This window comes from Klebsiella sp. P1954, from assembly GCF_018199955.1.
GTDB classification, from domain to species: Bacteria; Pseudomonadota; Gammaproteobacteria; order Enterobacterales; family Enterobacteriaceae; genus Klebsiella; species Klebsiella pneumoniae.
Genome location: NZ_CP073373.1, coordinates 3,556,847 through 3,570,542, shown reverse-complemented (window position 1 = coordinate 3,570,542; position 13,696 = coordinate 3,556,847). Strand labels below are relative to the sequence as shown.

The 13,696-nt window shown below is 54.4% G+C and carries 13 protein-coding genes and 2 tRNA genes; 3 read left to right on the top strand and 12 right to left on the bottom strand.

From position 1 onward, the window contains the following. Positions 1–30 precede the first annotated feature (30 nt). From rpsO to KB890_RS17085, 7 genes are all read right to left on the bottom strand, one after another. Positions 31–300, bottom strand: coding sequence for a 30S ribosomal protein S15 (gene rpsO, locus KB890_RS17115; RefSeq protein WP_002918244.1), 270 nt, complete (start codon positions 298–300; stop codon positions 31–33). Between the two features lie 148 nt (positions 301–448). Then, positions 449–1,393 (bottom strand): tRNA pseudouridine(55) synthase TruB, encoded by a 945-nt coding sequence (gene truB, locus KB890_RS17110; RefSeq protein WP_004144892.1) that lies wholly within the window; start codon positions 1,391–1,393, stop codon positions 449–451. Continuing rightward, on the bottom strand, positions 1,393–1,794 hold the full coding sequence (rbfA, locus tag KB890_RS17105) for a 30S ribosome-binding factor RbfA (protein ID WP_002918248.1): 402 nt from the start codon (positions 1,792–1,794) through the stop codon (positions 1,393–1,395). Before rbfA ends, truB begins: the two co-directional genes overlap by 1 nt. Before the next feature lie 102 nt (positions 1,795–1,896). Beyond that, on the bottom strand, positions 1,897–4,587 hold the full coding sequence (infB, locus tag KB890_RS17100) for a translation initiation factor IF-2 (protein ID WP_002918250.1): 2,691 nt from the start codon (positions 4,585–4,587) through the stop codon (positions 1,897–1,899). Positions 4,588–4,611: 24 nt separating this feature from the next. Beyond that, a complete protein-coding gene (nusA, locus tag KB890_RS17095) occupies positions 4,612–6,099 on the bottom strand; it encodes a transcription termination factor NusA (protein WP_002918252.1) in 1,488 nt (495 codons plus the stop codon). Positions 6,100–6,126: 27 nt separating this feature from the next. After that, the gene (gene rimP / locus KB890_RS17090) at positions 6,127–6,579 is read right to left on the bottom strand and encodes a ribosome maturation factor RimP (RefSeq protein ID WP_002918364.1); all 453 of its coding nucleotides are present in this window, start codon (positions 6,577–6,579) and stop codon (positions 6,127–6,129) included. 208 nt (positions 6,580–6,787) lie between these two features. Continuing rightward, positions 6,788–6,864 (bottom strand) — tRNA-Met (locus KB890_RS17085). 307 nt (positions 6,865–7,171) lie between these two features. On the opposite strand from KB890_RS17085, the gene argG reads away from it, so the two are divergent. The 3 genes from argG to KB890_RS17070 all read left to right on the top strand — a co-directional run bounded on the left by argG (position 7,172) and on the right by KB890_RS17070 (position 10,207). Then, on the top strand, positions 7,172–8,515 hold the full coding sequence (gene argG / locus KB890_RS17080) for an argininosuccinate synthase (protein WP_004144895.1): 1,344 nt from the start codon (positions 7,172–7,174) through the stop codon (positions 8,513–8,515). 169 nt (positions 8,516–8,684) lie between these two features. Continuing rightward, on the top strand, positions 8,685–9,314 hold the full coding sequence (locus KB890_RS17075; protein WP_004174150.1) for a winged helix-turn-helix transcriptional regulator: 630 nt from the start codon (positions 8,685–8,687) through the stop codon (positions 9,312–9,314). A gap of 341 nt (positions 9,315–9,655) precedes the next feature. Further along, a complete protein-coding gene (locus tag KB890_RS17070; protein ID WP_020325268.1) occupies positions 9,656–10,207 on the top strand; it encodes a YfaZ family outer membrane protein in 552 nt (183 codons plus the stop codon). A 41-nt stretch (positions 10,208–10,248) separates the two neighbouring features. Here KB890_RS17070 and KB890_RS17065 read toward each other — a convergent pair whose 3' ends face one another. The 5 genes from KB890_RS17065 to folP form a co-directional block, all read right to left on the bottom strand. Beyond that, entirely contained in the window at positions 10,249–10,497 is a 249-nt protein-coding gene (locus KB890_RS17065) for a hypothetical protein (RefSeq protein ID WP_014906872.1), read from the bottom strand. A gap of 297 nt (positions 10,498–10,794) precedes the next feature. Beyond that, a tRNA-Leu gene (locus tag KB890_RS17060) sits at positions 10,795–10,881 on the bottom strand. Between the two features lie 9 nt (positions 10,882–10,890). After that, positions 10,891–11,220, bottom strand: a complete 330-nt coding sequence (gene secG / locus KB890_RS17055) for a preprotein translocase subunit SecG (RefSeq protein ID WP_002918369.1) — start codon at positions 11,218–11,220, stop codon at positions 10,891–10,893. A gap of 229 nt (positions 11,221–11,449) precedes the next feature. Further along, positions 11,450–12,787 carry a phosphoglucosamine mutase gene (glmM, locus tag KB890_RS17050; protein ID WP_002918370.1) on the bottom strand — a complete coding sequence of 446 codons (1,338 nt, stop codon included), beginning with the start codon at positions 12,785–12,787 and terminating at the stop codon, positions 11,450–11,452. Beyond that, entirely contained in the window at positions 12,780–13,628 is an 849-nt protein-coding gene (folP, locus tag KB890_RS17045; RefSeq protein WP_002918371.1) for a dihydropteroate synthase, read from the bottom strand. The genes glmM and folP overlap by 8 nt, the downstream gene beginning before the upstream one ends. Between the last annotated feature and the right edge of the window lie 68 nt (positions 13,629–13,696).

Here is a 13,696-nt window from a genome sequence, read left to right as displayed (position 1 = left end):
GTCAGGCCCCTTTTTCTGAAACTCGCAGAATTAGCGACGCAGACCCAGACGCTCAATCAGCGCAGAGTAACGGGCAACATCTTTACGTTTCAGGTAGTCGAGCAGTTTACGACGCTGAGAAACCATGCGCAGCAGACCACGACGGCTGTGGTGATCTTTTTTGTGCTCTGCAAAGTGGCCCTGCAGGTGGTTGATCTGTGCGGTCAGCAGTGCAACCTGAACTTCGGTAGAACCGCTGTCGTTTTCGCCACGACCAAACTCAGAAACGATTTTTGCTTTAGCTTCAACGCTTAGAGACATTTTATAACTCCAAAAATTAAAAGAAAGAAAGGGTGCCGATCTCTAATTCAGCGACCCCTGATGCAACGCCCGAAAATGTTAAAACACGTTAGCGGACGTTAAGCGGCGATATTCTACTCGTAGCAGGCTTTTATCGCAAGAAAAGCGCTTACGCCGGGTATTCCACCACCAGACGACGCGGGGCCACGCGGCCTTCATCGTCAATTTCGCCCATGCCGAGAAACTTGCCGGACTCGCTCTCCATCACCCGCACCAGCCCGTTAAGCGGCGCGCCTGACTGACGTACCGGGTTGCCGTTCTTAAAGTAGACTGCGGAGGTTTCTGGAATATTAACCAGCGGGTAATCCGAGGCCGGGCTGTCCATCGGCATCAGCAGCGGATCAAGCAACTGAGCGGCAGGAATATCCTGCGCCGCCGCCTCATCGACCAGCGCCTGCAGCTGCTCGAGGGTCACCATCCGCTCGACCGGGTATTTGCTTACTGCCAGGCGACGCAAGAAAATCACGTGCGCGCCGCAGCCGAGCTTCTCACCTAAATCATCGATAATCGTCCGGATGTAGGTGCCTTTCGAGCAGTGGATCTCCAGCTCCAGCTCATCGCCTTCGCGGCGAATAAACAGCAGCTCATAGACGGTTATCGGCCGGGCTTCCCGCGGAACTTCAATACCCTGGCGAGCATATTCGTATAGCTTCTTGCCCTGATATTTCAGCGCCGAATACATCGACGGCACCTGCTGCGTCTCGCCGCGGAAGCTGTCCAGCGCCGCCGCCAGCTGTTCGTCGCTAAAAGTCAGCGGGCGCTCTTCCACCACCTGACCGTCGGCATCGGAGGTATCCGTGCGCTGGCCAAGTTTGGCGATCACGCGGTAACGCTTATCGGAGTCCAGCAGATACTGGGAAAACTTGGTCGCTTCGCCAAGGCAGATCGGCAGCATACCGGTCGCCAGCGGATCCAGCGCGCCGGTATGCCCGGCGCGGTTGGCGTTATAAATACGTTTTACTTTCTGCAGCACATCGTTACTGGAGGCGCCCTGAGGCTTGTCCAGCAACAATACGCCATGCACGTCGCGGCCGCGACGACGAGGACGACTCATCAGTCCTCCTTGCTGTCGTCCGGGTTCACACGACGCTCATCGTCGTGTTTCACCACGCTGGTGACCAGGTTGGACATACGCATCCCTTCCACCAGTGAGTTGTCGTAGAAGAAAGTCAGTTCCGGTACGATGCGCAGACGCATCGCTTTCCCCAGCAGAGAGCGGATAAAGCCAGAAGCTTCCTGCAGCGCTTTGATGCCCGCTTTCACCGCGGCTTCATCTTTGTCGTTAAGGAAGGTGACATACACCTTGGCATAGGCCAGGTCACGGGACATTTCCACACCGGAAACGGTGGTCATCATGCCCAGACGCGGATCTTTAATTTCACGCTGCAGGATGATGGCAATCTCTTTTTGCATCTCCTGGGCCACACGCTGCGGGCGACCAAATTCTTTCGCCATAATAAGTTCTCCAGAATAAAGACAAAAAAGGGGCCAAAAGCCCCTTTTTAAAATGATTGCCGGGTGGCGCTTCGCTTCCCCGGCTGCTTAGCCATCAAATGATTAATCGATGCTACGCTGGATTTCGATGATTTCGAACACTTCGATCATATCGCCAACGCGAACGTCGTTGTAGTTCTTCACGCCGATACCACATTCCATGCCGTTACGGACTTCGTTAACGTCATCTTTGAAGCGGCGCAGGGATTCCAGCTCGCCTTCATAGATAACCACGTTGTCACGCAGAACGCGGATTGGGTTGTGACGTTTGATCGTCCCTTCGGTAACCATACAGCCCGCGATGGCGCCGAATTTCGGCGATTTGAAGACATCACGCACTTCAGCCAGACCGATGATCTGCTGTTTCAGTTCCGGAGACAGCATGCCGCTCATCGCCGCTTTCACTTCGTCGATCAGGTTATAGATGACGGAGTAGTAACGCAGATCCAGGCTTTCCGCTTCGATAACTTTACGCGCAGAGGCATCGGCACGAACGTTGAAGCCAACCAGAATCGCGTTGGATGCTGCTGCCAGGGTAGCGTCGGTTTCGGTGATACCACCTACGCCGGAACCGATGATCTTCACTTTCACTTCGTCGGTAGACAGTTTCAGTAAGGAATCGGAAATCGCTTCGACAGAACCCTGTACGTCCGCCTTCAGTACGATGTTCACTTCGTGAACTTCGCCTTCGGTCATGTTAGCGAACATGTTTTCCAGTTTAGATTTCTGCTGACGCGCCAGCTTAACTTCACGGAATTTGCCCTGACGATACAGCGCCACTTCACGCGCTTTTTTCTCGTCACGCACTACGGTCACTTCATCACCGGCAGCCGGCACACCGGACAGGCCGAGGATTTCCACCGGAATGGACGGACCCGCTTCCAGCACTTCGCGACCCAGTTCGTCACGCATCGCGCGCACACGGCCATATTCGAAGCCGCACAGAACAATGTCGCCCTTGTGCAGAGTACCTTCGCGAACCAGAACGGTAGCTACCGGACCACGACCTTTATCAAGGAAGGATTCGATGACCGCGCCGCTCGCCATACCGTTGCGGACCGCTTTCAGCTCAAGAACTTCAGCCTGCAGCAGGATCGCGTCCAGCAGGTCGTCGATGCCGGTACCCGCTTTCGCGGAAACGTGGACGAACTGGCTCTCGCCGCCCCACTCTTCCGGCAGGATGCCGTACTGGGACAGTTCGTTCTTCACGCGATCCGGATCGGCTTCTGGCTTATCGATCTTGTTCACCGCCACTACCACCGGTACCTGCGCCGCTTTAGCGTGCTGGATAGCTTCGATAGTCTGCGGCATCACGCCGTCGTCTGCCGCCACCACCAGAACCACGATATCCGTCGCCTGCGCGCCACGAGCACGCATGGAGGTAAACGCGGCGTGGCCCGGGGTATCCAGGAAGGTGATCATGCCGTTGTCGGTTTCGACGTGGTAAGCACCGATGTGCTGGGTAATACCACCCGCTTCGCCGGAGGCAACCTTGGTAGAACGAATGTAGTCCAGCAGCGAGGTTTTACCGTGGTCAACGTGACCCATAATGGTCACGACCGGTGCGCGCGGTTCAGCCGCCGCGCCGGTGTCACGGTCGCTCATTACGGCTTCTTCCAGTTCGTTTTCACGACGCAGGATAACTTTGTGGCCCATCTCTTCGGCAACCAGCTGTGCGGTTTCCTGGTCGATGACCTGGTTGATGGTCGCCATGGCGCCCAGCTTCATCATCGCTTTGATGACCTGAGAACCTTTCACCGCCATCTTGTTAGCCAGTTCGCCAACGGTGATGGTTTCGCCGATTACGACGTCACGGTTAACGGCCTGCGCTGGCTTCTGGAAGCCCTGCTGCAGAGCGGAACCTTTACGGTGCTTACCGCCTTTACCGCCGCGCACGGCCGCGCGGGCTTCTTCACGATCAGCTTTCGATTCAGCGTGTTTGTTGCCTTTCTTCGCCGGACGAGCCGCTTTGCTGCTACGGCTACGGCCGCGACCGCCTTCGACTTCACGATCGTTATCATCTTCAGCCTGACGAGCATGCTGTGATGTGGTGACGTGATAGTCGCTGCTATCTTCCGGGCTGTCTGAGGTTTCAGACCAATTTTTTTCGTTTTCTTCAGCCATACGGCGTGCTTCTTCCGCTACACGGCGCGCTTCTTCTTCAAGTTTGCGGCGTGCTTCTTCTTCCGATTTGCGCTTCAATTCCGCGGCTTCGTTCTCGCGACGGATCTTTTCAGCCTGGGCGGTTTTGGTCATTTCGTCGGTATGTTGATTGCTCACTTTGTCTTTTTCCGCAGCTTCACGTTTCGCTTTATCAGCGACTTCACGTTTAGCTTGTTCTGCGGCCTCACGTTCAGCTTTTAATTGCGCCTCGCGTTTCGCTGCTTCTTCAGCTTCACGACGGGCCTGCTCTTCCGCTTCACGCTGCGCCTGCTCTTCCGCGGCCAGGCGTTCAGCCTCTTGCGGATCGCGTTTCACAAAGGTGCGTTTCTTGCGGACTTCGATTTGTACCGATTTACTCTTTCCACCGGTACCTGGAATATTTAACGTACTGCGCGTCTTACGCTGTAACGTCAGCTTGTCTGGCGCCGAGCCGTGTTCACGGTTCAGGTGCGTCAACAAAGTTTGTTTCTCTTGCGAGGTCACAGAATCATCAGCCGATTTGCGGATGCCTGCGTCAGCAAATTGCTGTATCAGGCGATCCACAGAGGTCTGAATCTCTGAGGCCAGCGCTTTAATAGTCACATCTGTCATGCTGTTCCTTCCTGCTACAGTTTATTACGCTTCGTCGCCGAACCAACAAATGTTGCGAGCGGCCATGATGAGCTCGCCAGCTTTCTCGTCGGTCATCCCTTCGATATCAGCCAGGTCATCAACGCCCTGCTCGGCGAGATCTTCCAGCGTACAAACACCACGGGCAGCCAGTTTGAATGCCAGGGCACGATCCAGACCTTCGAGATTCAACAGATCATCGGCAGGTTTGTTATCTCCCAGGCTTTCTTCCTGAGCCAGCGCCAGCGTAGTCAGTGCGTTTTTCGCACGCTCACGAAGTGCTTCAACGGTGGCTTCATCCAGACCGTCGATTTCCAGCAGTTCTTTCATCGGCACATAGGCCAGCTCTTCCAGCGAGGAGAAGCCTTCTTCAACCAGCACTGTCGCGAAATCTTCATCAATATCAAGATATTTGGTGAAGGTATCGATAGCGGCATGCGCTTCCGCCTGGTGCTTAGCCTGCAGATCGTCAACGGTCATGACGTTGAGTTCCCAGCCGCTGAGCTGTGAAGCCAGGCGGACGTTCTGACCGTTACGGCCGATCGCCTGCGCCAGGTTGCCCGCTTCTACCGCGATATCCATGGTGTGTTTATCTTCATCCACCACGATGGACGCGACGTCTGCCGGCGCCATAGCGTTAATCACGAACTGCGCCGGGTTATCATCCCACAGGACGATATCGATGCGTTCACCACCCAGCTCAGTCGACACGGCCTGCACACGCGCACCGCGCATACCGACGCAAGCGCCAACCGGGTCGATGCGCTTGTCGTTGGTTTTCACCGCGATTTTGGCACGAGAGCCCGGATCGCGAGCCGCCGCTTTGATCTCCAGCACTTCTTCACCGATTTCCGGCACTTCGATGCGGAACAGTTCGATCAGCATCTCAGGTTTGGAACGGGTGACGAACAGCTGGGCGCCACGCGCTTCCGGACGGACAGCGTACAGTACGCCGCGAATGCGGTCGCCCGGACGGAAGTTTTCACGCGGCAGCATATCTTCACGCAGGATCACGGCTTCAGCGTTGTTACCCAGATCCAGTGTGATATTGTCGCGGTTCACTTTTTTCACCACGCCGGTGATGATCTCACCTTCGTGCTCGCGGAACTGATCGACCACCATCGCGCGCTCGGCTTCGCGGACTTTCTGCACGATAACCTGCTTAGCGGTCTGGGTGGTGATACGGTCGAAGGTAACAGATTCGATCTGATCTTCGACATAGTCGCCGACGTTCATGCTTTCATCTTCGAAACGCGCTGCTTCCAGCGTGATCTCGCGCGTTGGCTGGGTGACTTCTTCTACAACCAGCCAACGACGGAAGGTATCGAAATCGCCGCTCTTGCGGTCGATTTCAACGCGAACGTCGATCTCTTGTTCGTATTTTTTCTTGGTGGCCGTTGCCAGCGCGCTTTCCAGCGCTTCGAAAATTTTCTCACGCGGCAGCGCTTTTTCGTTGGAAACGGCTTCAACAACAGCCAAAATTTCTTTGTTCATCGGGGCCTTTCACCTCAATCCAGACTGTTAAAAGTGGGGAACCAGGTTCGCCTTCTGGATGTTACTCAGCGCGAACACTTCATCTTTGCCTTCGACGGTTACCGTGATCATCTCACCGTCTACCGCTTTGATAATGCCCTGCCATTTGCGGCGGTTCTGAACCGCCATGCGCAGCACCAGCGCAACTTCTTCGCCGGTGAAACGTTGATAGTGTTCGGCGGTGAACATCGGACGGTCAAGACCAGGCGAAGAGACTTCCAGGTTGTAAGCGACAGTGATCGGGTCTTCGACATCCATGACGGCGCTTACCTGGTGGCTCACATCAGCACAATCATCAACGTTGATGCCATCTTCACTATCAATATAGATGCGCAGTGTGGATGTGCGACCGCGAATAAATTCGATGCCGACCAGCTCAAAGCCAAGCGCTTCAACCGGCGCAGTGAGCATCTCTGTCAATTTTTGCTCTAATGTGGACAAACCCACCCCCAAGACATAAAAAAAGGGCGTATAGCCCAGTTATTCTGAAGTCAGATAACAAAAAACCCCGATAAATCGGGGCTTTAGATAACTGAACCCTGAGATCGCCATGGCGATCTGGAACACCTTCCGCAAGAATTCTTTCAAATTCGGCTACGAAGGACACCTAGTCCTCACAGTATATTTGAAAAAGTACTTAATGGGAAAGTGGTTGCGGGGGCCGGATTTGAACCGACGACCTTCGGGTTATGAGCCCGACGAGCTACCAGGCTGCTCCACCCCGCGCCTGAAACGTGGCATATTTTACTCTTTTTGAGCAAAAGACGCAAATACTGCTGGGATTTGGTACCGAAGACGGGACATAAAATCGAGATGAATTGTAACGGCGATTAGTATATTTTGTCAACATGCTTTTTAGCGCCCCCGATTGCCGTTTGTGCTGGTATTTCAGGCTTTTTTAGCAAAAAGATGATGAAGCACTTCCTGTCGCCAGTAAAAGATGGTTAAATGAATACTCACAATTAATGCATAAAAATGCAGTTAAGGTTGTTGGGTCGAACTCACCACAGTCTATCGAGCAGGGTTTTATTTTATGACGACGATTCTCAAGCATCTCCCGGTTGGTCAACGTATTGGTATCGCTTTCTCTGGTGGACTGGATACCAGCGCCGCGCTGTTATGGATGCGCAAAAAAGGCGCCGTGCCTTATGCATATACCGCTAACCTGGGTCAACCGGACGAAGACGACTACGATGCTATCCCGCGCCGCGCGAAAGAGTACGGCGCTGAAGGCGCCCGTCTGATCGACTGCCGCAAACAGCTGGTCGCAGAAGGGATCGCCGCGATTCAGTGTGGCGCTTTCCATAACACCACCGGTGGGTTGACCTACTTCAACACCACGCCGCTAGGCCGCGCGGTCACCGGCACCATGCTGGTGGCGGCGATGAAAGAAGACGGCGTTAACATTTGGGGCGATGGCAGCACCTATAAAGGCAACGATATCGAACGTTTCTATCGTTACGGCCTGCTGACCAACGCTGAACTGCAGATTTACAAACCGTGGCTGGACAGCGACTTTATCAATGAGCTCGGCGGTCGTCACGAAATGTCCGAATTTATGATCGCCTGCGGCTTTGATTACAAGATGTCGGTCGAGAAAGCCTACTCCACCGACTCCAATATGCTCGGCGCGACCCATGAAGCGAAAGATCTCGAATTCCTGAACTCCAGCGTCAAGATCGTCAACCCGATTATGGGCGTGAAGTTCTGGGACGAAAACGTGAAGATCCCTGCGGAAGAGGTCACCGTACGCTTTGAGCAGGGCCATCCGGTGGCGCTGAATGGTAAAACCTTTGCCGATGACGTCGAGATGATGCTGGAAGCCAACCGCATCGGCGGTCGTCACGGCCTGGGCATGAGCGACCAGATTGAAAACCGGATTATCGAAGCGAAAAGCCGCGGCATTTATGAAGCTCCGGGGATGGCGCTGCTGCATATTGCCTACGAGCGTTTGCTGACCGGTATCCATAACGAAGATACGATTGAGCAATATCACGCCCACGGTCGCCAGTTGGGCCGCCTGCTGTATCAGGGCCGCTGGTTTGATTCCCAGGCGCTGATGCTGCGTGATTCGCTGCAGCGCTGGGTCGCCAGCCAGATCACCGGCGAAGTCACCCTCGAACTGCGTCGCGGTAACGACTACTCGATCCTCAATACGGTATCAGACAACCTGACCTATAAAGCGGAGCGTCTGACCATGGAAAAAGGCGATTCCATGTTTACTGCCGAAGACCGTATCGGCCAGCTGACCATGCGTAATCTGGACATCACCGATACCCGCGAGAAGCTGTTCGGCTATGCCCAGTCTGGCCTGCTGAGCGCCTCCTCGGCAACCGGTTTACCGCAGGTTGAAAATCTGGAAAACAAAGGCAAATAATCGCCTGACAATGTTGCTTTCCGCCGGCGGATCACCGCCGGCTTTTTATTTTGCATGACCCACCAACGTAAAAAAAATGCCATGACGCATTTTTTCCTTATCGCCAGACCAGCAAAACTGTTGACTATAATAGCCTCAATTGATTAATTCATATCTGGTGATACACATCATGAATATTAAACCGCCGATCAGGCCGCAAAAGACCATTGACCGACTGATCGATGTACTTGAGCCACACGCGACACCCGTTAACGCGATCGCCAGAAAAAGACTGACATGGGAATATAAAGGCAAAACCCAGCTCTTTATTTTTAAAAAAGGCGAGCTGTCGATTATTCGTAATTCCGACAGGCTACTGATGGTGACCGTCTATGAGCCGCATCTTTTCGGCGTGGCGGAAATGCTGCAGCCCAGCCGCAGCCACAGCCTGCGAGCCGAGGTATCATGCGAACTGCTACGGATCGACCACGACCTGGCTTCGGCGCTTTTTCGCCAGCATAACCTATGGGAAGAGGTGACCAGCCTGTTGGCTTATCATACCTCGTATATGGTGTATCGTGACGATCTGGTCCTGCAGCAGCGTACCTATTCGGTCATCCGTAACCATCTGCTGGAGATGATGCTATTAAGCGAAGAGACCCGACAGCGAGTATCTATTCTTGAGTATATTCAGGACAGGACCCTTCTGTCGCGTAGCAGTATTCTCAATGTATTGTCAGCATTAAAGAAAGGCGGTTATATTGCCTTTGCCCGCGGCGGTTATTTACAAAATATCGTCTCACTTCCTGAAAAATTCTGACCTGCACTCCTCCTATCATTTATTGTTATTTGCTGCAGCGGGGAAGATGTTTAAATTTAAACCAATAACCGTTACCGCTAAAAGAACAAAAATTTTATGCTAAGCGCCTGGGTTTCCCGGAAGACAATCTATTCCTGAGTTCGCCAGCAGACGACCACAAACGGCGTTAACCGCCGGGCCTGCACCGGCTCAGGATATGCCAGCGGAAATCGGCCAGACGTGTGCGGCGGTAGCGAGAGTTGCCCCCTCGCCTGCTGCGACCATAACAATGAGATGCACGAACCCGTTAATTATGCCCGAACGCCCATATCGGGCTTTTTTTTATCTGAAGGAATTTAATAATGAAGTCTATTGCTGCAAAAATGGTTGCCGTAACGATCGCTTTGGGAGCCAGCAGCGCTGCCTGCGCAGCCGTTAACCTGCATGGAGAAGCTGGCGCCGAGTTTACCAATCTGTCCGCCAGCTTTGGCGCCGGGGAACCGGGTATGACGTTCAGTTCTCAGTGGGCTCATAGCGACAACGATGGAGATAGTGTAGGACTGGGAATGGGTTATAACTTTAACCTTGGCCCTTTTCTGATGACCCTGGGCGGTAAGGCGGTCTATCTGAACCCAAAAGATGGTGATGAAGGTTACGCCATCGCCGCCGGTGGTGGCGCTGAACTCCCCCTTGGTCAGTATTTCACGCTTTTCGGCGAGGGCTATTACTCACCGGACTCAATGTCCAGCGGCGTTAAGGATTATGTGGAGGCCAATGCCGGGGTACGCCTTAACGTGCTCCCGTCTCTGAATATCGAAGCTGGCTATCGCTATATTGATATGGCAGGGAAAGATGGCAATCGCGATAACACGCTGGCCGACGGCGCTTACGCCGGGGTTAACTTCCGCTTTTAACTCTTCACAGGGATTGCCGGTCGGCAGTCCCTGTTTCATTCTCAGCTGGTCAGCGGCACGCTTTTCAGTACGCGGTTGATCTCTTGTAGGCCCGCAACATTATTCTCTTTGCGGTAAACCTCATTCATGGACGCCATCTGCTCCAGGCGGGTCAGGGCGCCATACACCTTATACGCCTCGCTGTGTCTGTCGAACACATCGCGGCGCTCCACGTCCTGCAGATAATGACTTTTCAACGAATGGTTAAGGCGACTAATCAGTGCCGTATTGTCCTGGAAATAGCGCCTCACCGCCTGGGCATGATTCGCTGTAGTCCCAGACTCACTGGGCGATACCGGTATGGTTAGCGCATTAATCGTCTCCACCGTTTGGAAGGGCGATGTTGAACTGCACCCAGCTAAACCGAGTACGCCGGCGACGATAAGCAACCCGATCTTGTTCATTGTGTCACTTCACCTCTGTTAATTTGACGAGGCGACTTTAACGACAGTAAAAGGAGGCAACCAGCGAAGAGATGTTTATAAATAAATGGCCAGCGGGGACAAAAACAAAAAAAGACGCTTTTCAGCGTCTTTTTTCTGGAATATTGGTACCGAGGATGGGACTCGAACCCACAAGCCCGTTAGGGCACTACCACCTCAAGGTAGCGTGTCTACCAATTCCACCACCTCGGTACAGAATACTTAGTGCGGGATATCGCTGGTCGGCTGAGCCGGCGCAGTTGGCTGAGTTTGCTCCGTTTTCGGCGCGCTCAGATTATCCCACTCACTTCCTTTACTGGTCTTGTTGCTGTTGATATTACCCAGCGCCAGACTGATGATGAAGAACAGCGCAGCCAGGATGCCGGTCATACGGGTCATAAAGTTGCCAGAACCGCTGGACCCAAACAGTGTGCCGGAAGCGCCTGCACCGAAGGAGGCTCCCATATCAGCGCCTTTACCTTGCTGCAGCATAACCAGACCTACAAGGCCAATCGCTACAATAAGGAAAACAACCAAAAGAGCTTCGTACATAATCAACCTGTTCCTTGCGGATTCGCCGCATACCAAGTGCTTCGACCAATAAAGCGGGACGTTTTAACGTTTCCCACTGAAGCGGGTGTGAATACTAACCAAAGCGAATGACCTTCGCAAGGGCAATTTCGACACATTGTATCAACTGCAGAAAAAAACAGCAAAAAGCCAATTTTCGATCATAAAAAAGGCGGCAAGCGCCGCCTTTTTAACCACTTAGCCGGCAAAGCTAAACGCTTTTTACCGCCTCAGCGATGCGGTGCGCAAACTCGTGCACCTGATCTTCATGCTCGCCTTCCACCATCACGCGGATCAGCGGCTCCGTACCCGATTTACGCAGCAGGACACGGCCGCGTTTTCCTAACGCCGCCTCCACTTCCGCGGTCACCGCTTTGACGTGCTCATTCTCCAGCGGGTTACCGCTGCCCTCGGTAAAGCGGACATTCACCAGCAGCTGAGGGAACATTTTCATCCCGCTGCACAGGTCATGCAGGCTCATGTGGTTGCGGACCATCGCCGCGACCACCTGCAGGCTGGCGACAATGCCATCGCCGGTGGTGGTTTTATCCAGCAGGATCACATGGCCGGAGTTTTCCGCACCGATGCGCCAGCCTTTTTCCTGGAGCATCTCCAGTACATAGCGGTCACCGACCTTCGCGCGGGCAAACGGGATGCCTAACTGCTTGAGCGCCAGCTCCAGCCCCATATTACTCATCAGCGTGCCGACGGCGCCGCCGCGCAGCTGCCCCTGACGCAATCCTTCCCGGGCTATGATATAGAGGATCTGGTCGCCATCGACTTTATTGCCTTCGTGGTCAACCATAATCACCCGATCGCCATCGCCGTCGTAGGCGATGCCCAGATCGGCTTTTTCCGCCAGCACGCGCGCCTGCAGCGCCCGCACGTCAGTGGCGCCGACCTCTTCGTTGATGTTGAGACCGTCTGGCTCGCAGCCCATCGCGATAACCTGGGCTCCCAGCTCGCGGAAGACATTAGGGGCGATGTGATAGGTCGCGCCGTGCGCGCAATCCACCACCACTTTCAGCGTGCCCAGGCTCAGTTCGTTGGGAAAGGTACCCTTACAAAATTCAATGTAGCGCCCCGCCGCATCGACGATACGGCTGGCTTTGCCCAGCTCAGCCGAATCCACGCAGGTGAGCTCTTTCTCCATTTCGGCTTCAATCGCCTCTTCGACATCATCCGGCAGCTTGGTGCCCTCAATGGAGAAGAATTTAATGCCGTTGTCGTAGAAAGGGTTATGTGAAGCAGAGATAACAATCCCCGCCTCGGCGCGGAAGGCGCGCGTCAGGTAGGCGATGGCCGGTGTCGGCATAGGCCCGGTGAACGACGCAGAGAGCCCCGCTGCCGCCAGTCCAGCTTCCAGCGCCGATTCCAGCATATAGCCCGAAATACGGGTATCCTTGCCGATGATAATTTTACGCGAACCGTGACGCGCTAACACTTTGCCCGCCGCCCAGCCCAGCTTGAGCACAAACTCCGGAGTGATCGGCGCATCGCCGACGCGGCCACGAATACCATCGGTGCCAAAATACTTGCGGTTACTCATAACGTTTTTTTCCCTTAGCGGCGAGGGTGGCTTCCACCACGCGCAGCGCTTCTACCGTTTCTTTGACATCATGGACGCGGATAATCTGCGCGCCCTGCATTGCTGCAATGACGGCACACGCCAGGCTGCCGTTCAGCCGCTCCGACGGCCCGACGTTCAGCAACTGACCTACCATCGACTTACGTGACATACCGACCAGCAGAGGCAGACCAAAGTGATGAAACTCCCCAAGCCTGGCCAACAGTTGGTAATTGTGGGAGAGATTTTTACCGAAACCGAATCCCGGGTCGAGCAGCAATTTTTCTTTTGCGATCCCCGCCTGTTCGCAGCGCACAATGTGCTCATTAAAAAAACGCTCAACATCGGCGAAGACGTCCTCATACTTCGGCGCCTCCTGCATGGTTTTTGGTTGTCCCTGCATATGCATCAGACACACCGGCAGTCCGGTTTCCGCGGCGGCCTGCAGCGCGCCGGGCTCGGTCAGCGAACGAATATCGTTGATGATATGCGCCCCGGCCCTGGCCGATTGGCGAATAACCTCCGCCTTGGAGGTATCCACTGAGATCCATACCTCAAAGCGCTGGGCAATGGCTTCAACCACCGGTATCACCCGCGCAAGCTCCTCTTCCACACTAACCTCAGCCGCCCCTGGCCGCGTCGATTCACCGCCGATATCAATGATGGTCGCGCCGGCGTTGATCATCAGATTGGCATGCTTCACCGCCTCAATCAGCGAATTATGGGCGCCGCCATCGGAGAAGGAGTCAGGCGTCACATTTAGAATACCCATCACGTGGGGGTGAGAGAGATCGAGGGTTGAGCCCTGGGCTACAAGTTTCATCACAAAATCCCTGAGACTGAAGAGGTTAAAAAAGAAAAACCCCGGAGCGGACGCCCGGGGTTTTAAGG